15 protein-coding genes are annotated in these 20,988 nt (G+C 50.2%); all 15 read left to right on the top strand.

The features are described from left to right. Positions 1 to 352 precede the first annotated feature (352 nt). Positions 353 to 2,143: a hypothetical protein gene (locus tag EBA_RS12595; RefSeq protein ID WP_192375031.1), complete on the top strand. Its 1,791-nt coding sequence runs from the start codon at positions 353 to 355 to the stop codon at positions 2,141 to 2,143. Positions 2,144 to 2,165: 22 nt separating this feature from the next. After that, on the top strand, positions 2,166 to 5,105 hold the full coding sequence (locus EBA_RS12590) for a DUF748 domain-containing protein (protein ID WP_225616223.1): 2,940 nt from the start codon (positions 2,166 to 2,168) through the stop codon (positions 5,103 to 5,105). 95 nt (positions 5,106 to 5,200) lie between these two features. Then, on the top strand, positions 5,201 to 5,647 hold the full coding sequence (locus EBA_RS12585) for a hypothetical protein (RefSeq protein ID WP_192375029.1): 447 nt from the start codon (positions 5,201 to 5,203) through the stop codon (positions 5,645 to 5,647). Between the two features lie 71 nt (positions 5,648 to 5,718). Then, positions 5,719 to 6,042, top strand: coding sequence for a hypothetical protein (locus tag EBA_RS12580; RefSeq protein WP_192375028.1), 324 nt, complete (start codon positions 5,719 to 5,721; stop codon positions 6,040 to 6,042). Between the two features lie 98 nt (positions 6,043 to 6,140). Beyond that, complete coding sequence (locus tag EBA_RS12575; RefSeq protein WP_192375027.1) at positions 6,141 to 7,733, top strand: hypothetical protein; 1,593 nt, start codon at positions 6,141 to 6,143, stop codon at positions 7,731 to 7,733. Between the two features lie 62 nt (positions 7,734 to 7,795). Continuing rightward, entirely contained in the window at positions 7,796 to 10,120 is a 2,325-nt protein-coding gene (rnr, locus tag EBA_RS12570) for a ribonuclease R (protein WP_192375026.1), read from the top strand. Continuing rightward, positions 10,117 to 10,860, top strand: coding sequence for a 23S rRNA (guanosine(2251)-2'-O)-methyltransferase RlmB (gene rlmB / locus EBA_RS12565; protein ID WP_192375025.1), 744 nt, complete (start codon positions 10,117 to 10,119; stop codon positions 10,858 to 10,860). Before rnr ends, rlmB begins: the two co-directional genes overlap by 4 nt. A gap of 56 nt (positions 10,861 to 10,916) precedes the next feature. Next, on the top strand, positions 10,917 to 11,159 hold the full coding sequence (locus EBA_RS12560; protein WP_192375024.1) for a c-type cytochrome: 243 nt from the start codon (positions 10,917 to 10,919) through the stop codon (positions 11,157 to 11,159). Next, positions 11,159 to 12,457 (top strand): NAD(P)/FAD-dependent oxidoreductase, encoded by a 1,299-nt coding sequence (locus EBA_RS12555; RefSeq protein ID WP_192375023.1) that lies wholly within the window; start codon positions 11,159 to 11,161, stop codon positions 12,455 to 12,457. Before EBA_RS12560 ends, EBA_RS12555 begins: the two co-directional genes overlap by 1 nt. A gap of 203 nt (positions 12,458 to 12,660) precedes the next feature. Beyond that, positions 12,661 to 14,997 carry an outer membrane protein assembly factor BamA gene (gene bamA / locus EBA_RS12550; RefSeq protein WP_407663599.1) on the top strand — a complete coding sequence of 779 codons (2,337 nt, stop codon included), beginning with the start codon at positions 12,661 to 12,663 and terminating at the stop codon, positions 14,995 to 14,997. An 81-nt stretch (positions 14,998 to 15,078) separates the two neighbouring features. Then, on the top strand, positions 15,079 to 15,579 hold the full coding sequence (locus tag EBA_RS12545) for an OmpH family outer membrane protein (protein WP_192375021.1): 501 nt from the start codon (positions 15,079 to 15,081) through the stop codon (positions 15,577 to 15,579). Between the two features lie 105 nt (positions 15,580 to 15,684). Then, the gene (gene fabZ, locus EBA_RS12540; RefSeq protein WP_192375020.1) at positions 15,685 to 16,134 is read left to right on the top strand and encodes a 3-hydroxyacyl-ACP dehydratase FabZ; all 450 of its coding nucleotides are present in this window, start codon (positions 15,685 to 15,687) and stop codon (positions 16,132 to 16,134) included. Continuing rightward, on the top strand, positions 16,135 to 16,905 hold the full coding sequence (lpxA, locus tag EBA_RS12535; RefSeq protein WP_192375019.1) for an acyl-ACP--UDP-N-acetylglucosamine O-acyltransferase: 771 nt from the start codon (positions 16,135 to 16,137) through the stop codon (positions 16,903 to 16,905). It begins immediately after the preceding gene. Next, a complete protein-coding gene (gene rnhB, locus EBA_RS12530; RefSeq protein WP_192375018.1) occupies positions 16,880 to 17,470 on the top strand; it encodes a ribonuclease HII in 591 nt (196 codons plus the stop codon). Before lpxA ends, rnhB begins: the two co-directional genes overlap by 26 nt. A 6-nt stretch (positions 17,471 to 17,476) precedes the next feature. Next, on the top strand, positions 17,477 to 20,965 hold the full coding sequence (gene dnaE / locus EBA_RS12525; RefSeq protein WP_192375017.1) for a DNA polymerase III subunit alpha: 3,489 nt from the start codon (positions 17,477 to 17,479) through the stop codon (positions 20,963 to 20,965). Positions 20,966 to 20,988 lie beyond the last annotated feature (23 nt).

Below are 20,988 nucleotides of genomic sequence, written 5' to 3'. Positions count from 1 at the left end.
GCTAATTTGCATGGAATTAGTGCTTGATTAGCGTCTATCAAAGGCATCACTTGGCCTTACTTTAATTGTATCGATTTACGATTAAGCGACGCATAAGGTGGTTTTTGAGAAAGTTTGTACCCATTTGGCGATGCCAAGTATGTTGTTCGCTGAGCGGACTTGTGCTGAGCGAAGCCGAAGTAACCGAAGCGAGCGGTTGACTTCGGCTTCGCTCAGTCAACGGAAAAATGCTTGGTTTGGGTACATTTATTGCCATAAATCGCCTAAGAACTCGATTTTACATTTAAACGATATTGCATCGGGCGCATGCTGTACATGCGTGCCTGGGTTGCGCGACTCCATAGGATATTTAATGTCGATACGTTGTTTTTCAATCCTTAATATTGCCTTGCTCGGTAGCGGTTTGCTGGCAGGTTGTGCCACGACTCGGCAAATTGCGGTCGATTATCCCAAGTCAGAATCCATGCCGATCAAGCCGCTACGTGGCCAGGCCACGGTTAGTGGCGACGACTACTATGTGCAATTGGTGTCGGATTTCGATTTCAAAGGCGACAACGCCTTGAAAGGCGGTTGTAGCGATGTCGGCGGCCATTACGAAAACGGCGATCAATCTGCGGCGCTGGTATTTAGTGTGCATAACGATCCGTTAAAACTGAAGCGCGAAGCCAGCGGCTTTTTGTATCAAGCCACCACCGGCAAATGCAATTTCAAACTGGAAACTAAAAAATCCTATTTGACGCCTTGGTTACGGCTCGATTCCAGCAAAGACAACCTGATCGAATACAATTTTTTGACCAGTAACAGTCACGAAGCCAATCTTTCCCAAGTGATCAGCGACGTCAATGCGGCCAGCACTTTGTTCGCATTCACCGGAGTCGGTGCCGGTATGGCTGTGATGGGTAAGTTGGCCGGCAACTGGGTGGAGAGCAATCCGCAAGTGGTGACCAAAACCCCGGCTGCCAGCGCTTCCGCTAACGGCAAATATAGTTCGGAGACTCATTCATTGCCGGCCAGCGTGGTGCTAGCAGGCGACAGCAGTAGTTTCAATCAAATTCGCTTGGCGGTTTATGAGGTGGTCGAAGGCGGATTGAGCGCTTGGTCGTCCGAAAGCAAATTGCTGGGTGAACTGCGGGTATACCCGGAAATCGCGTCGTCTTTGTTGTTGAAAACCTCGGGGGATCTGACGCCCGATGCGCATGATTTGTCCCTGGATGAATTGTGGCGTGTGCCGATTCAAACTGCCAACGGCGAAGTGAGTTTGCGGCAGCTGATCGATCAGGTCGACCCTGCTGCCAAACCCAATCTGCAACCGGATTGGCAGAATTACCCGGATGTGGAAAGCCAATGCCGGCGCCTAAAATTGGCGATGAAGGATTTGGGCTTCAATAAATTCGATCGCAATGCGGTGTTATATTATTTTCTGAACAAAAACTCACCGGAGTGGAAAAATTTCAATATTTCCGCGCAGCGGGCCATGACTGACGAAATTCGGCCAAAGTTACTGGAACAATACCGTGCTAAGGATTTCTCCGGCTGTCTGGCCAGCGAAGATTATGCCGTGATGAAGAGTATGAAACTGGCGGTTAACACCGAGCAGGATTGGGATGCACTGACCAATTCCAGACAGAAAAAAGAAGGCGTGATCAACCCAATACAATCGGCGGCACGGCAATTTTTATCGGCCTTGCAAAACCCGAATAAAGACGAGGCTGCTCGGCAATTGTATCCCTTGTTGAATACCGAGAAAGGCGGAAACGGTACGGTTTTATTGCAAAACCATTTGAGTAATTTTGGCCTGGAAACTTTGCTGCAACTGCCGACGGTTGCCGACGAAGGCGTACTGATCAACGCGGGTCAGCTGGCGGGCGTGTTTAGCGGCTTGAACATAGAGGCTTATAGCTGCGCGCGTCCTGCTCAGGATCAAGGCCAGCCCTTGGCGAACATCGGCATTCTGCTGTTTGTCACCAAACCCGGCAGTCCGCGCGAAAAAGGCGGGGCTTTGGAGTTTGAATTAGTACAGGGCAAGATTGCCCGCTTGGCCTTTCAGCATCCGTCCTTTCGCGATTTTGAACAAAATCTGGCCGATTATCCGGATCTCGGCGGATGTCGGATAGAAGCCGAGTTATTGAATAAGTTGCACTAGTTTTCAGGGCGTGGGGATAGAAATGAAATTAAAAAAAGGCTTGATCGCAGCGCTGGGACTAACGGCGTTTTTGGCAATCTATGCCTTTTTGGGTTTTTACCTGCTGCCGGCGCTGGCGTTGAAAAAACTGCCGGCTTTGCTGCAGGAAAAAACCGGCCAACAAGCCCAGGTTTCAGCGATTCGTTTTAATCCATTCAACTTTACATTGGCGATGGAAGGCTTTGCCTTAGCGGCTAAGGACGGTAAAAACCTAGTCGGTTTCGAGCGTTTATTCGTCGATTTAGATGCACTGGAATCGGCAAAACTGAGGGGTGTGGTTTTAGATACCATCGAGTTGGCTAATCCGCAATTCAATGTGGAACGGCGGGCCGACGGTGCGTTCAATTTCGCGGATATACAAGGCACGCAGGCAAAGGCTGAGCCTGACACAAACAACAGCGGTGGGGAAAGTTTGGCGCTGCTGATCCATCAAATAGCGATCAAAGAGGGACGTATACACTGGCAGGACGCTGCTAGCGGGCAAACAGTGTCGGAAAACCTGTTGCCGCTCAATTTGACGTTCCACGAGCTAAGCACCCAAGCGGCAAGCAGTGCTATGGGCGATTTGAGCATAGGTTTGGAGTCGGGTGGTACTATCGAATGGCATGGCGATTTCACCATTGCGCCGTTGGCCTCCAAAGGCCATTTGAAGCTGGAGAACATTGGCCTGGCAAGAAGCTGGCAATTGTTTTTGCAGCAAATCTTGCCTGTGGAAATTGTTAACGGTCTACTTGGCTTGCAAGTCGATTATGCATTGAGCGAAGCAGCGCATGGCCTGCTGACAAAAATCAGCAACGGCAATATCGACATAAAGCAGCTGGAAATATCCGAGAAGAATCAAGGTAAGTCTTTAATCAGCGTGCCGGCCTTGCAGGTCAGCGGAATTAGTGTCGATGTCAATCAACAACAAGTCGACATTACTACGGTGTCAAGCAGCGATGCTGCGATTAGCGCGTGGTTGCAAGCGGACGGTGTAGTGAATTATCAGGCTTTGTTTGCTGGGGAGACCGCTGCTTCAACAGCGGCTCAACCAGCAGCACCGGCGGTTGTTGACAGCAGCAAGCCCTGGCTGATTAAGCTGGATGAGTTAGCGCTGAACAATTACAGCATTCATTTTTTCGATTACAGTCTGTCAAAACCGCTGGAGCTGCAATTAAGCGAATTGAATTGCAAGTTACAGAAATTCAAAACGCAGGACGCCGGCAAATTGCCTTTGCAGTTAAGCAGCAAGTTTAATAAAACCGGCAGTTTGAAAGTCGGCGGCGAGATGAGCTTGGAGCCTTTTGCGGGCTCTTGGGCCTTGGATGTTCAAGATATTAATCTTAAAGTGTTCCAGCCTTATCTGGACCCTTTCATGAAGCTGGAATTGGTGGATGGCGACTTAAGCGGGAAGGGCAGTCTGCAATTAACGGTCGCCGATCCGCTGCAACTGACGTTTCAAGGCGCAGCCATTTTAGAAGGTTTGGTGACGCGCGATCAGGTCAAAAATAAAGATTTCTTGAAATGGTCCAATCTGGAATTGACTGGCATAGAGATCGATTTGGCCAAACAGGATTTCAAGCTAGCCAAGGTGATGCTCGATCATCCTTATTTGCGTTTTAATATCAAAAAAGACGGCCAAACCAATGTCGATGACCTGATGGTTTCGCAAATTGCGACCAAGCCAGCGGCTACAGCTAAGCTTCCTGCAAAACCGGCAGTCGGTAAATCCGCCGAGCCGCGTATCAGTATCGGTAAAATTGAATTGAAAGAGGGTAAATCGGATTTCGCCGACTATTCCTTGATCTTGCCCTTCGTAGCGGCTATGAACGGTCTGGACGGTGAAGTCAGCGGTTTTTCATCGGATAAGGATGCCGAGGCCAAGTTGGCTTTAAAAGGAAAGGTTTACGACATAGCCTCGGTGGCTATCAAAGGCAAGTATCAATTCGACAACGGCGATTCGGATATTGCACTGAAATTTACCAATATGCCTTTGCCGCTGATTACGCCTTATATGGCCGAGTTTGCCGGCTATCGGATAGAGAAAGGCCAAATGGCGCTGGACTTGCAATACACGATCAAACAAGGGCAGTTGGCGGTGCAGAATAAATTGCTTATCGATCAGCTGGCTCTGGGCGAGCACGTCGAAAATCCGCATGCAGTGTCCTTGCCCTTACATTTAGCGATTGCTTTATTAAAAGATTCTAATGGCAAAATTAATCTGGATTTTCCGATCACCGGCAGTTTGGAAGATCCGAAATTCAGCATCGGTTCGTTGTTGGCGGACGTGTTGGTTAATTTAGTGACTAAAGCTGCACTGTCGCCGTTCAAGATGCTCGGTTCGCTGCTGGGTGACGATAAGGACTTTAGCACTGTGGCTTTCGCACCAGGTAGTGCCGAATTGGCAGTCGAAGAATCCGCTAAACTGGATCAACTTAACAAAGCCTTGCTGAGCAAACCCGATTTGACCCTGGAAATCAAAGGCATTGCCTACGAAACCCTGGACTGGCCGGCGATGCGCTTTGAGGCGGTAAAGGATGTGTTAAAGAAAATGAAGTCCGGTGAATTGCGCGATAAAGGCGAAAAAGTTCGGCACGAATATATCGAATTGTCCGACGAGGACTATCAGCGTTTGCTGGCCAAGTTTTTTGGCGAAGTGTTCCCGTTGGAAATGGATAGATCGCTGTTAGGCAAGCCAAGGATTAAGAGTAACCCGGATGCCGATTTTTACCCCTTGGCGCAACAGAAATTGGAAAGCGTTTTCCCACCCGATCCGCAGCGTCTTAACGACTTGGCGATTGCCAGAGCCAATCATATTGCCCAGTATGTCACCGACCCTGGCGGTATTAGCAAAGACAGGCTATATCTGTTGGCCACCGAACTCAATCATACCGAAGCAGCTGGTGGCATTAAAACGTTGTTATCGTTGGGCGCTTCGCAGTAAACGGAAGCTTACACGGTTTGTAATATAATGGCGTTTTGCGCAGTGACAGTAGCGTAGCGATTTGTGTTTAAGATTTAATAAAAATGGAGATTCTAATGACAACCCAGTTTTTTCGATTTATTCCGCTGTTGGCTATTTGCATCGGCGGCATGTTTTTCGTTTCTCCGGTCGCGGCGCAACCCCTCACGTCCTGCACGATGACTTATAAGCTCAGCGGTTGGTCATTTGTTTACAAACAATACGACGGACTTGGCAATATCAGTTGCAGTAACGGTCAACGGGCGCAAGTGGCTTTGGCCTCTAAGAGCATAGGATTTACCATCGGTAAGTCGGAGATAGAGGGAACTGGCGTGTTTTCCGAAGTTAGAAATCTGAATGAAATTTATGGCAGCTTTGTCGCCTTTGAAGGTCATGCGGGAGCTACCAAGTCTATAGACGGGCAACTATTGACGCGCGGTGAAATTTCTCTGGCGCTATCCGGCAACGGACGCGGCATAGACATTGGCGTAACGCTAGGCGCTTTGACTATCTCGGCTAGATGATCGGCTTTAGCGTCGCTAATGGTTGCAGGCGGGTTTGACACTTTGCGAAATATTGGAATTGTAGGTGGCATATGCCGTTTGTAGTCCGGGATCACGCTGGAGCGATTGTGCAGCTGCGCGACAGCGGCGACGAGTGGCTTGATGTCGATAACCCGGAAGTGGCGGCATTTTTGCAACAGCTCTCCAGCGACAAGGTTAGACAAGCCTTATCGGCCACCGATAATGATATGGTTAGGGTAATAGACGATTTGGTCGATTTGCTGGTGGCCAATCAAGTATTGATATTTACCGAACTTCCCGAACGCGTACAAACCAAGTTATTGGCAAGGAAACAACTCAGAAAGGATGTGAATGCCTTGCAAAATTTGATGGTTGATGACGAAGGGTTGTTCTAGCCGATGAGTGATAGCTTTGCAAGGCCGGACGCTCGTGGCTTTATCGCCTGTAGAGATGTTATGCCATTGGCGGTACTTTCTTCAATTGTGGATGCTTTGTGAAAAACTCTTTTTTTCTGGTCATCCCTCAGCAAAAAAACGATCCGCAATTATTGGCGTCGTTTACCGACGATGCGCTACGTCAATGGGTTGCCGAACTTCCGACTGCTAATCCGGGTTTGGCCGCACGCTTGTTTCACGAATTGCTGGGAGAGTTGATTTCGGTGGAAATGCCGGCGGCAAAACGCCTGCATGCATTGGAATTACTCAGAGACAGCTTTTACTTGATCGACGATTATTTGCGTTCGCGACTGATCAAGTTTGGTTTTCCGAAGGGTGAAGGCGAAAAAAAAATATTCGGCTTAGCTTGCGCAATCGAAAGGCAATTTACCATCGGTTATTGGAGCGTGGTGAAGGAGTTGACGCGTCGTGAAATCGGCTGGTTGCAGGGTAAATCTACGGCCTTAGCGATACAGCGCACTATTCGGGGCTTGAGTCGCATTGTGATAAGTCACTATATGATGAGCTACCCGGTGCCGGACTGGATCTGGATCGATTTGCACTCGCTGTATAAACTGGCCGTCAAGCTGGATAAGGCTAGTTCCAAAGTGGCTGATCAGGGCGGTATCTTTAGTAAACTGTCGTCGGTCGAAGACAGCTACAAACAAATTTTGTTGCTCAGTTTGGCCTATCCATCCGGCTTGATGCAGAAAGAGTTTCAACTGGTTTATGAGTTTTTGGAGAAAATCAGCGATTTTCTGCAAATCGAAACCAAGCCGGTTGCCGAGCAGGCCGTGCAATGCGCCATTTTAATGGACGAAGATTTGCCCCCGGCTTTTTTGCTGAATGCCGCGCAAACCGATCGAAGGTCCGATTCGGCGATGCTTTATCTCAACCTGACCAAGCTGGGTAAAGTCATCAAGCAAGCCGACAAGCTGTGCAGCAAAGAGGAAGCGCGTTTTAGTTCGCTTGAGGTCGATAAGAATAATCATCAAAAACTATCGGCGGAGCTGTTCGATTATCTGATGCAGCGTTGGCAGGGCAAGGAGCCGCAAGGGACGGTGTATTTTGCTGATCGGCTGGATAGATATGTGGCTATTGGTTTGGAAACGACCTATGATCTATTGGAAACCGGCAGGCCCGGCTTGGAATCCGGGCTGGAAATGCGTGCCGAGACTGACTCGGAACGCGCCTTGTCCTGCAATTTCGATAAGGAAGGTGTACTGTCCATTGGTAGCTTGGTTAGTTTTCGCAAGATGGACGCCATGCCGCAACAACGATCCCTCGGCGTGGTGTGCAAAATACTGTTGCCCAAGCAGGATTCTAAACTGATATTCGAGGTAATGGTCATCGCCGCCCAAGCCTTTCCGGTTGCTTATCAGGCGCTTGAGGTCGACACTGCCGCGGAGAGTAAAAAAGCCTTAATTTACGGCATAAGAGATAACGAAGGCGAAAAAAGCTTTATCATCATGGATTCTTTTCGCTTGAAAGATGGCGACTTATTGCGGATGTTTATGGGGCATGAGAATTTCCCCATCATTCTGAACAGCCGGAGAAATATAGGCTTGGGCTATTGGCAGTTCGAATGCCGGCGTATTCTGGACGATGTGATACCCACCCAGAACAAGAAGAAAGGCTATGATTTTATATAACAAAGACGATTGCCGGTCAGTTCCAAGATGGGATTGGCGGCAGAACCCAGCAAACAGATTCAATGACATCAAATACCGATCAGACATCTGATTTTAACGCACTCGTCGATCCGCACGCACAACGTGAGGCCGAAAAATACGAGAACCCCATACCCAGTCGCGAGCTGATCCTCCAGCTTATTCAAGAAGCCGGCAAGCCGTTACGCCGCCAACAAATCGCCCAACAATTTGCCCTGGAAACGCCCGATGCCCTGGAAGCTTTGCGCCGCCGGCTGCGCGCCATGGAGCGCGACGGCCAGCTAAGTTTTAATAGCCGGCAAAAATATAGCCTGGGTTCTGGTGATAATACCATCGCCGGTCGGGTGTTGGGGCATCCGGAAGGCTTCGGTTTCTTGAAGCCTGATGACGGTAGCGAAGACCTGTTTTTGTCGCCGCGGGAAATGAAACCGCTGATGCCCAATGATCGAGTAATCGCGCGCGTGGCTGGCATTGATAGACGTGGACGCCGCGAGGCTGCGGTGATTGAAATAAGCGAACGCAATACGCATCAAGTGGTCGGCCGGTTTTTTACCGAAGGCCGTGTGGCTTATGTGGTGCCGGATAACAAGAAAATCGCCCACGAAGTGTTGATTGCCAAGGAAGACATCGGCCATGCCAAGAAAGGTCAGATTGTGGTGGCCGAGATCATCCAGCAACCCAGTCAGCATTGCCAGCCCTTAGGCCGCATCACTGAAGTGCTGGGCGCACATATGGCACCGGGCATGGAAATCGAAATGGCGATTCGCTCGCACGAATTGCCGAATCAATGGCCGGATCAGTTATTAGAAGAAATCAAGGCATTAACCCCACAAGTGCCCGAATCCGCCAAACAGGGCAGGGAAGATATTCGTAAGTTGCCGTTGGTCACCATAGACGGCGAAGATGCTCGTGATTTCGACGATGCCGTCTACGCGCAGAAAACCCCGAAAGGCTGGAAGTTGTTGGTGGCGATTGCCGACGTATCGCACTACGTGAAAGTCGATACAGCCCTGGATGCTGAAGCCAAAAATCGCAGTACCTCGGTGTATTTCCCGGAAAAAGTGATCCCGATGCTGCCGGAGATACTTTCCAACGGCTTGTGTTCTTTGAACCCGGACGTGGACCGCTTATGCATGGTCTGCGAGTTGTTGATTAACGAGGAGGGCAATGTCCTGCGTTCGCGGTTTTTTGAAGCCGTGATGCGCTCTCATGCGCGAATGACCTATACCGACGTCGCGCGGATATTGGTGGATGGCGATCAGAAACTGGCTAAAAAATATGCCGACTTGCTGCCGCATTTACAGACCTTGTATGGTTTGTACAAAGTCATGCGCAATCAGCGCGAGTTGCGCGGGGCCATGGATTTCGATACCCAGGAGACCAAGATCGTGTTTGGCTCCGAGCGTAAAATTGCGGAAATAGTGCCTCTGCAGCGCAACGACGCTCATAAGTTGATCGAAGAATTCATGATCACCGCGAATACCGCGGCAGCGCGGTTTTTGAACAAGAAAAAAATGCCGCGCTTACTGCGGATTCACGACGGCCCCGGCACGGAAAAATTGCTGGCGCTGAAAACCTTTCTCGGCGAATTGGGCTTATTCCTCGGAGGCCAGGCTCAGCCCACGCCTCTGGACTACATGCATCTTTTGGAATCGGTAAAAGATAGGCCGGATGCGCATTTGATTCAGACCATTTTGCTGCGCTCCATGTCGCAAGCAGTCTACAGCCCGGAAACCAAAGGTCATTTCGGCTTGGCACTTGATGCCTACGCGCATTTTACGTCGCCAATCCGCCGTTATCCGGATTTGCTGGTGCATCGGGCTATTCGGCACTGTCTGGCCGGCAAATCGGTGGACAGCTTTTATTACACGCATCCTGACATGGTGTTGTTGGGCGAGCATTGTTCGGCGAACGAGCGGCGTGCCGATGACGCCACCCGCGATGTGGTGAGCTGGCTGAAATGCGAGTACATGATGGATAAGATCGGCGAAGAATTCGACGGTGTCATTTCCGCCGTGACCGGGTTTGGTTTTTTCGTCGAATTACAGTCGATTTATGTGGAAGGCTTGGTGCATATCGCCTCTTTGGTGCAGGATTATTTTGCCTTCGATGCCACCAAACATCAGTTGCACGGCGAACGCACCGGCGTGCGTTACCGTTTGGGCGATATGGTTAAGATTCGGGTGGTGCGGGTTAATCTGGACGATAAGAAGATCGATTTTGAGCTGATGCAGTTGGGTAAGAAAATTGCCAAAACCAAGTCGTCTGCCGGTCGTAAAAAGGTTGAATCGAGCGGTAAAGCCGTCAAGTCGGATAAAGATAAAAAAGCCTCAAATAAGCCAAAAGCCAAAAGACGCCGTCGCTCATGAGTTTAACCCAATTGTTCGGAATTCACGCGGTGCAGGCCGCACTGGATTATTCACCGCAGAAAATTCGCCGTGCCTGGGTCGATGGTCAACGCCAGGATGTTCGCCTGAAGCAAGTGATCGACGATCTCGCCAAGCTTGGCATCATTCCGGAAAAAGCCGAGCGCAAAAAGCTGGAAAAGATGGCCGACGGCAAAAATCATCAAGGTATCGTGGTGGCGGTGGAGTTGCCGGCGATGCGCAGCGAAGACCAGCTCAAGCAGGATGTCGAAGCGTTGACTACCACACCGTTTTATCTGGTGCTGGATCAAGTGCAAGACCCACACAATCTCGGCGCTTGTTTACGCACCGCCGATGCGGTGGGTGCGCATGGTGTGATTGTCACCAAGGACAATGCTGCCGGGATCACGCCGACGGTTTGCAAAGTAGCCAGCGGGGCGGCGGAAACGGTGCCGGTGTATCAGGTTACCAATCTGGCGCGAGTATTGCGCTGGTTGAAAGAGCAGAATATCTGGATCATGGGTGCCGCCGGCGAAGCCGAGCAAACGGTGTTTCAGATGAAACTGGATATGCCCTTAGCGCTGGTGATGGGTGCTGAAGGCACCGGTATGCGCCATTTGACCCGACAGCATTGCGATTTTCTGGTGAAAATACCTATGGCTGGGCAGGTGGAAAGCCTAAACGTGTCGGTGGCGGCGGGCGTATTGTTGTACGAAGTGTTTCGGCAGAAGCTGCTTGCTTAAGCGCTATGAGCCCGGTTTGCTATGCTGTTGTACTGGTTGCGAGCTTGTTCGTCTCTATGGCTCATGCCGATATCGATGCACGAGCGATTGCCTTTAATTGCCGAAACTGCCATGCCGAATCCTTGCATCGTGCCGATAACTCTATCCCGTCGCTAAAGAGTTTATCTGCGCAACAGATCCAGCAAGCCTTGCTGGATTTTAAATACGATAAAAAACCCGCTACGCTGATGCCGCGTCTGGCCAAAGCTTATAGCGACGAGGAACTGGAGGCGGTTGCCGAATATTTGAGTCGCAATTAATGGCAGGCTTTTCCAGAAGACGTTTTTTACAAGGCGTCGCCGGGTTAGGCGTAGGCGTCCTCGGCGGCTGTGCCGGGATGCCCTATTTAACGGGTTCCAAAGCCCATGTTGTCGTGGTGGGCGGCGGTTTTGGCGGTGCGACAGCCGCGAAATATCTGCGTTTGTTGGATGCAAATATCCACGTTACCCTAGTCGAACCCAAAGCCAACTACATCACTTGTCCCGGCAGCAATTGGCTGTTTGCCGGTTTGACAGAGCTTCCTCAATTGACGGTCGATTACCAGTCTTTTCAAGACAAATATGGAGTCAAGCTGTTAGTTGATCGCGTCAGCAGTTTAGACGCTGGGCAACGGCGATTGCGATTGGCCGGTGGGCAGAGCGTTAGCTATGACAGGTTAATCATGTCGCCCGGCATCGATTTTCGCTGGGATGCGATGGCTGATTACGATAAGGCAGCATCGGAGCAATTTCCGCATGCCTGGCAGGCCGGGCCGCAGACCTTGTTGCTGGCTCGGCAACTGCAAGCGATGCCAGATGGCGGAGTGCTATTGATGACTGTGCCGGCCGATCCTTACCGTTGTCCGCCAGGTCCATACGAGCGGGCCAGTATGATGGCTTATTGGCTGAAACAACATAAGCCTCGATCGAAAATACTCATACTCGATGCCAAGCGCAGCTTTTCCAAGCAGGCTCTGTTCGAGGCTGGCTGGGTGAAACATTATGGTTATGGCACCTCCAATAGTCTGATTGAGTGGCATAGTTTGGCTGACAATCCTTTACTCGAACTGGACCGGCAGAATAGGGTGCTGACTAGCGAATTCGGCGACCGATTCAGGGGCGATGTGTTGAACATCATTCCGCCGCAAACCGCCGCGCAAATCGCAGTGCAGAATGGTTTGACCGATAGCACCGGCTGGTGTCCGGTGCGGCCCCTTACCGGGCAATCGGTATATGACGAGTTTATCCATGTCGTTGGTGATGCCGCGCACTACTCACCTATCCCCAAATCGGCTTTTGCGGCCAATTCCGAAGCCAAGGCGTGCGCGTTGGCGGTAACGAGTTTGATTAATCAAAAGCCAGTCGCCGAACCGCATTGGCTGAACACCTGCTATAGCCTGATCGCGCCTGAGCATGGTGTTTCCGTGGCCGGGGTTTATAAGCTGGACGCAGCTAGGGCGATTGTGTCGGTGAAGGGAGCAGGTGGAGTCAGCGCTCTGGCTGACGTCGAAGCGGCCGCTTTGGAAGCTGATTATGCACGGATAGTTTACCGGAGCTTGGTTGCCGATACATTTCGCTGAAAAAATAATTAAGGGAAAAATTTTTTATTTCAATTGGTTGCGTTGGCTTTTTATAATTTTATTTGAATTGTTTTGCTTTGCAATTGAAACTGCATAAGAAAGCAATTTTTCGGCCAGGATTTACGAGTATTTACCATCGAAGGCGCGGGAATCCGAAAACTGCGTGTTACAATCGCGCCTGTTCCTTTTCCATGGCTGACCGCGTGAAGAAAAAACCGCTATTACAAATATTGTTGCTGAGTATGCTGTCCGGCAAGGCCGCTCATGCAAGTAGCTTTGTAGTTGAGGATATTCAAGTCAAAGGTCTGCAAAGAATTTCCGCCGGTACTGTCTACAATTATTTGCCGGTTAACGTCGGCGAAACCTTTTCTGAAGACAAGCAAGCTGCAGCCATTAGAGCCTTATTCAACACCGGATTTTTCAAGGATATATCGCTGGAGCGCGACGGTAGTACGCTGGTTGTCAATGTAGTCGAGCGGCCTTCGGTCGCGAAGGTGGTTATCGAAGGTAACAAGGACATCAAAAAGGAAGACTTGACTGAAGCCTTAAAAAAAATCGGCTTAGCGGAAGGCAAGGTTTACAACAAACAAATCCTGGATAAGGTCGAACAAGAGCTACGCCGGCAATATTTCAGTCACGGTAAATACGGTCTGAAAATTAAAACCGAAGTCTCGGAGTTGACCCGTAACCGGGTGGGGATTCATATCGATATTTCCGAGGGCCGGGTTGCGAAAATCAAGCAAATCAATATCGTCGGCAGCAAATCGTTTGCCAACGACGTATTGCGGAAAGAATTCGAATTAAGCACCACCAATTTCCTGTCTTTTTATTCCAAAGACGATCAGTATTCCAAGCAAAAGCTATCCGCGGATTTGGAAAAACTGCGTTCGTATTATCTGGACCGCGGATATATCAATTTCTCCATCGAATCCACTCAGGTCGATATTACGGCGGATAAAAAGGAAATTTACATCACCATCAACGTCAAGGAAGGCGACGTCTATACCTTGGAAAAGGTCAAATTGTCCGGTGAATTGATCGTGCAGCCGGAAGATTTAATCAAATTGGTTAAAGTCGGGCCGGGCGAGATTTTCTCCCGAAAAAACGCTACCGAAACGTCCAAGTCCATTTCTGATCGCCTGGGCGACGAAGGCTATACCTTTGCCAACGTGAATATGGTTCCGGAGATTAACGAGCAGCAAAAAACCGTAGCGATGACCTTTTTCGTCGATCCCGGTAAACGCGTGTATGTGCGACGGATTAACGTCAAGGGCAACACCAAGACCCGTGACGAAGTTGTTCGCCGAGAAGCTAGGCAGATGGAGTCCAGTTGGGCGGCCAGCAGTAAGATCGAGCGCACCAAGACCCGTTTGGACAGATTGGGGTACTTTGAAGAAGTAGGGGTGGAAACCCCTCCGGTGGTCGGTTCGGCCGATCAGATTGATGTCAATTACTCGATTAAGGAAAAAGCCTCCGGTAACTTGCAGGCTGGTGTCGGCTATTCGCAGGTGCAAGGTATCATTTTTAACGCCAACGTCTCGCAAGACAATATCTTCGGTACCGGTAAGCGGGTGGATTTTGCGTTCAACAACAGCAGTATTTTGACACGGTACAATCTGGGTTTTTCAGATCCGTACTACACGCTGGATGGTGTGGCGATGGGCTACAACCTTGGCTACACCTCGCGTAATGCCTACGCTGCCAACTTGGCGGCCTACAATACAACCATCACCAATGCCGGAGTCAATTTTGGTATCCCATTAAACGAGTTCGACAGAATCGGTTTTGATATCGATTTGAAGCGCACCGAGATTGAAAACACCACCTTGTCTTCTGATACGATTTTAAAATTCCTGGGCTTCAAGGCAGGCGACGATATTTCGGCTATCAGGACAAAAAGCTTTGATACGCTGTCAACTTCCGCAGGTTGGACCCATGACACGCTGGATAGAGCCACTTTTGCTCACAGCGGCGGCCAGCAGAGGCTCTCCGGATTGATTACTGTACCCGGCAGCGATTTGGAATATTTCAAAGTCGGTTATAAACACCAGCATTATTTTCCATTATCCAACGATTTTACTTTCCGCTTATTGGGTGAGGTTGCGCATGGTGGTAGCTATGGCGGCAGTTCCGGACTACCGTTTTTTGAAAACTATTTTGCCGGCGGTACCGGTGACGTTCGCGGTTTTATGCAAAACACCCTGGGTGTAATAGACAAAAATGAGATCAATACTGCCAATACCTATAACCGGCCTATTGGTGGGTCTACCAAGCTGATAGGCAAAGCCGAGTTGTTTTTCCCAGTGCCGTTTCTAAGCGACATGAAATCGGTGCGGATTGGTTCGTTCGTTGACGCTGGTACTCTGGCGCCAGGACTTAGTACGGGTGATTTGCGCAAATATTTTCGTTATTCGGTAGGCTTGTCAGGTGAATGGTTGTCTCCGTTTGGGGCGTTGGCGGTGAGTGTCGCCCAGCCACTGAATTCTGAGAGTACCGATAGAACCCAAGCCTTCCAGTTCACCTTTGGCTCGGGATTTTAGTTTAGTTTGAGCCTGTTTTGCCCTATAATGGCGCTTGCGTTCTGTCTTAAACTCAAATATTAACCGGAGATGGTTTTGACCATGAAAAATAGAATTTCTTTGTTCTTAATGCTGATGATTTGTGCTGGCGTGAGTCATGCAGAGCTGAAAATCGGCTTTGTTAATGTGGCTAAGGTGTTGGAAAAAGCGCCGCAAGCCGTTAAAGCAAAAACTCGCTTGGAAACTGAATTTTCACCAAGAGACAAAACACTGGTTTCTCAGCAAAAAGAGATCAAATCACTGGAAGAAAAGTTGGGTCGCGACACAGCTGTAATGGGCGAGGAAGAACGTCATAGAATCGAAAAAGACATTCTCGATAAAAAACGCGACGCAGCTCGTGCACAACAGGAGTTCAGCGAGGATTTCAATATGCGTAGAAACGAAGAGTTAGGCAACCTGCAAAAACGTATTGTCGAAGCAGTAAGAGCGTTAGCTAAAGAAGAGTCGTTCGATTTATTGCTGACTGACGGCGTTATTTATGCAAACGATCAAATCGACGTCACCAGCCGCGTACAGCAAAAACTGGAAACATTGTCGCAATAAACTTTCTCCGATGCTTCGCTAATCGCGGAAGCATGCAGTACTAAAGTAGGGAGGTTCCGAGTCCACGCGAACTTCCCGCTTCCCCCCTTTTCGTACAGATAACTCATGGCCGGCTCACTCGATATGTTACAAATTCAGGAACTCTTACCGCATCGCTATCCTTTTCTGCTGGTAGACAAGGTGCTTGAATCAGAGCCCGGTGTACGTTTGCTGGCGGTGAAAAACGTGACATTCAATGAGCCGTTTTTCCAAGGCCATTTTCCGCATAAACCCATTTTTCCCGGCGTGTTGATTATGGAAGCGTTAGCGCAAGCTACCGCGCTACTTACTTCGCAGAGTGACAATAAACTGGGCAAAGGTACAACGTATTTTCTTGCTGGTATCGATAATGCCCGTTTCAAAAAACAAGTCGTTCCCGGCGATCAATTGCGACTGGAAGTGACTTATATCAAACACAAACGCCACTTATGGTCGTTTGAATGCCGTGCGGAAGTGGACGGTGAGTTGGCCGCCAGTGCGCAAATCATGTGCGCGGCTGTGGCCGCAGAGGGCTAAATGATAGATCCCAGAGCGGTTGTTCATATCAATGCCGAATTGGCCGACGATGTAAAAATTGGGCCATTCTCGGTAATCGGTGCCGATGTGCAGATAGATTCGGGCACCGAGATTGGGCCGCACGTGGTGATTAAAGGCCCTACCGCTATCGGTAAAGGCAACACTATTTATCAATTCACCTCGATAGGCGAAGATCCGCAAGATAAAAAATATGCCGACGAAATCACCCGCTTGGAAATTGGCGATCGCAATGTGATTCGCGAGTTTTGCACGATGCACCGGGGGACACAGCAAGATCAGGGTCTGACCTTGGTCGGAAGCGACAACCTATTTATGGCCTACACCCATGTCGCGCACGATTGCATTATTGGCGATCACGTGATCATGGCTAACGGCGCCTCGATTGCAGGCCATGTACATCTCGGTGATCACGCCATACTCGGTGGTTTTACCTTAGTGCATCAATTTACCCAAATCGGTGAATACAGCTTTTCGGCGATGGGTAGCGCGATTACGCAGGATATTCCTCCCTATGTCATGGTCGGCGGTAGACCCACGCGGCCGCACGGTATCAATTCGGTTGGCATGGAGCGTAACGGCGTGCCAGCGGAAGTGATCAGGCAGATTCGCAAAGCCTATAAAATCCTCTACAAAAATAATTTGCGCTTGGAAGACGCTATAGAAGAAATGGAAGATATGGCCGGCGAAAGCAACGAACTTTCCAATATGGTCAGCTTTCTACGCAATGTCACACGCGGCATTCTCCGATAACACCCTACGCATAGCCGGTATCGACGAAGTTGGCCGCGGCTGCATAGTCGGACCTGTGGTCGCAGCGGCAGTCATTCTCGATCCCACCAAACCGATTGCCGGATTGACCGACTCTAAAAAACTCACAGAAAAAAAGCGTAAGCTACTAGCCGAACAGATCAAGGCCAATGCTTTGTGCTGGGCTGTTGCACGCGCGGAAGCCAGTGAAATCGACACTATCAACATTCTGCAAGCGACGATGGTGGCGATGCAGCGGGCTGTATCTCAATTGGCATATCGCCCTGACTGGGTCAAAGTGGACGGCAATCGGCTACCGGTGTTGGATATACCCGGTGAAGCTATTGTGCAAGGCGATTTATTGGTCGCGGAAATTTCCGCTGCCTCGATATTAGCCAAAGTCGCGCGCGACGAGGAAATGCAGACCCTGGATAGGCTGTTTCCCGGTTATGCCTTCGCCGTGCATAAAGGTTATCCTACCCAGCAGCATTCAGTCGCGCTGCAACAATTTGGCATAACCTCGCAACATCGAAAATCGTTTGCCCCGGTTAAAAAGTATCTTACTTAAACAGCCATGACGCCGAGTTTCGTTCATCTTCGCATCCATACCGAGTTTTCCTTGGTTGACGGTATCGTCAGAATTAAGCCCTTAGTGAAAAAACTGGCTGAGTATGCGATGCCGGCCGGCGCCATTACCGAACAGAGTAATCTGTTTTCGCTAGTTAAATTCTATAAAGCCGCGCAAGGCGCCGGTATCAAGCCCTTGATAGGCGCCGACGTGCTGATTTTCAACCCGGATGAACCCGCTGCACCGTTTCGCTTGACCATGCTCGCGCGCAATAAAAAAGGCTATGTGACCTTGACCGAGTTGATTTCCCGTGGCTATCAAGAGGGGCAGCATCAAGGGATTCCCATGTTGCAAAAGGACTGGATAGCTGAGAATCACGAAGGATTGATCGTTCTGTCGGGAGCGATGGACGGTGACGTTGGCCAAGCTTTGTTGGCGGAAAATGCCGAGCAAGCCAAACGGTGTGCCGAATTTTGGCGCGATTTGTTCGAAAACAGTTTCTACCTGGAGTTGCAGAGGGTCGGTAAAGCGGATGAGGAACGTTACATTAATTTAGTAGCCGATTTGGCTACCGAACTGGATTTACCGGTGGTCGCCACTAACGATGTACGTTTTATCAGCAAGCATGATTTCGACGCACATGAAGTCCGGGTTTGCATTAATCAAGGCCGCGTGTTGGACGATAGCCGCCGCCCGAAAAACTATACCGCTCAGCAGTATTTGCGTACGGCCGAAGAAATGGCCGAATTGTTTTCGGATATTCCGGAAGCCTTGGCCAATAGCGTGGAAATTGCCAAACGCTGTACTGTCGAGCTAACGCTAGGCGAAAACTATTTGCCCGATTTCCCGGTTCCTGAAGGGATGACGCTGGATGACTATTTCAAACAGGCTTCGCGGAAAGGTCTCGAAGAACGTTTGATCCAGTATCCACCGATAGGCAAGGCTAGCTTCGAGGAAAATCGTAAAGTCTATGACGAACGGTTGGAAATCGAGCTGAGCGTGATCACCCAAATGGGTTTTCCCGGCTATTTCATGATCGTCGCGGACTTTATTCAGTGGGCGAAGAATAATGCGATACCGGTTGGTCCGGGTCGGGGTTCGGGTGCCGGTTCCTTGGTGGCGTATGCGTTGAAGATTACCGATCTCGATCCTATCGAATTCGATTTGCTGTTCGAGCGATTTTTGAATCCGGAACGGGTATCGATGCCCGATTTTGATATCGACTTTTGCATGGAACGCCGTGACGAAGTCATCGATTATGTGGCCCGCCACTATGGGCGCGACCACGTTTCGCAGATTATTACATACGGTTCGATGGCCGCCAAAGCGGTTATTCGCGACGTGGGACGGGTGATGGGGCATGCCTACGGTTTCGTGGATAGGCTGGCAAAACTGATTCCATTTGAAATTGGTATGACTCTGGGCAAAGCCCTGCAAGACAGTGCCGAGTTGAAGGCTTTGTATGATACCGAGGAAGAGGTCAAGTCGCTAATCGATATGGCGCGTTCGCTGGAAGGTATTTCCCGTAACGCCGGCAAGCACGCTGGCGGCGTGGTGATTTCGCCGACCAAGCTCACCGATTTTAGTCCATTGTATTGCGAACAGGGTGGCGGCAACCTAGTTACCCAGTTTGATAAGGACGATGTCGAGGCGGTTGGCTTGGTCAAGTTCGACTTCTTGGGTTTGCGGACGCTGACGATTATCGATTGGGCGCTGCAGACCATCAATTGCCAGCGCGCGCAGCGTGGCGAAGAGCCGGTGGATATTACCCAGATTCCTCGCGACGACCTGCCCAGCTATGAATTATTGAAGAACGCCCAGACCACAGCCGTGTTTCAGCTGGAGTCGCGCGGCATGAAGGAGTTGATCAAAAAACTGAAACCGGATTGCTTCGACGACATTATCGCGTTGGTGGCGTTATTTCGTCCCGGGCCCTTGGAGTCGGGCATGGTCGACGACTACATCAATGTCAAGCATGGTGCCAAGGCGGAATACGCCCATCCCTTGCTAGAACCGATCCTGAAGCCGACCAACGGCGTTATCCTGTATCAGGAACAGGTGATGCAAATCGCCCGGGAATTGGCGATGTACACCTTGGGCGGCGCGGATATGTTGCGGCGGGCGATGGGTAAGAAAAAGCCTGAGGAAATGGCCAAGGAAAGGGAAAAGTTCATGTCGGGTTCGGTGGCGAACCAGATTGACGAAAAAATCGCCACCTACGTTTTCGACTTGATGGAGAAGTTTGCCGGCTACGGTTTTAACAAGTCGCATTCGGCGGCTTACGCTTTGGTTGCTTATCAGACCGCCTGGTTGAAAGCGCATTATCCGGCGGCGTTTATGGCGGCGGTGATGTCGTCGGATATGGATAATACCGATAAGGTGGTGGTGCTGATCGACGAGTGCCGGGAAATGAAGCTTGAGATCTGTCCACCGGACATTAATATTTCCGATTTCCGTTTTACCGTCAACGACAAAGGACAGATCGTTTACGGTGTCGGTGCAATCAAGGGCGTTGGCGAAAACGCGATTGATGATTTATTGAAGGAACGAAAGGCCAACGGCCCCTACGCCGGCTTGTACGATTTGTGCAAACGCGTCGATTTGCGTAAGGTCAACCGCCGGGTTCTGGAAGCGTTGATCAGGGCCGGCGCCTTGGACACCATTGATCCTAACCGTGCCGCGCATCTGGCCGAATTGACCACCGCGCTGCGAGTTGCCGAACAGCACGGAAAAATGGCGTTGGCCGGTCAAAACGATTTATTCGGCTTGGCGGTGCAGGTAGAGGTCAGTGATGGCGAAGCGGAAGCCTATTCCACGATGGTCGAGGCGTGGACCGAAAAAGAAAAGCTGGAAGCGGAGAAGCAGACTCTGGGCCTGTTCCTGACTGGTCATCCCATAGCCGAGTATCTGCCGGAATTGAAACATATTACCCACGGCTCCTTAGCTAGCCTGGAAGTCGATGCCGGTCGCTCCAGAGGTAAAATGGAAGGGCGGGTCGCCGGTTTGGTGGTGGAAATGCGCACCCGGCAGACTAAGCAAGGCAAGATGATGGGTTTCGCAACCTTGGATGACCGTACCGGTAGGTTGGAAGTAGCGGCTTTCAGCGGGATTTTCGATAAATACCGAAATTTGCTGGCGAAGGATACGTTGTTGGTCGCGGAAGGCTCGTTAGCAATGGATGATTTTACCAATAGTCTACGCATGACTGCCGAAAAACTCTACAGCATGGAGCAGGCGCGGGAAATGTTTGCCAGGGCTATTGTGTTGAATTGGGATAGCAGGCAATGGCAGATGGAGCGCAGTTTTGTTGTCGAGCTGGCGGAAACGCTGAAGCCATTTTGCGGCGGTCTTTGTCCGATCAGTATTGAGTTTGCGAAAACCGAAGCCAAAGCCAATCTTCAGCTGGGTGACGACTGGCGGGTCTATCCCAGCGATGAATTGCTAATCCGCTTAAGGCGATTGTTGTCGATCGAAGCGGTGCAAGTCAGGTATTGAACCAGCGCGAATATAAATAGAGT

The sequence above is a fragment of the Methylomonas albis genome (assembly GCF_014850955.1).
GTDB classification, from domain to species: Bacteria; Pseudomonadota; Gammaproteobacteria; order Methylococcales; family Methylomonadaceae; genus Methylomonas; species Methylomonas albis.
Note: the sequence above shows the minus strand (reverse complement) of the source record. Positions and strands in the feature narration are given on the sequence as shown.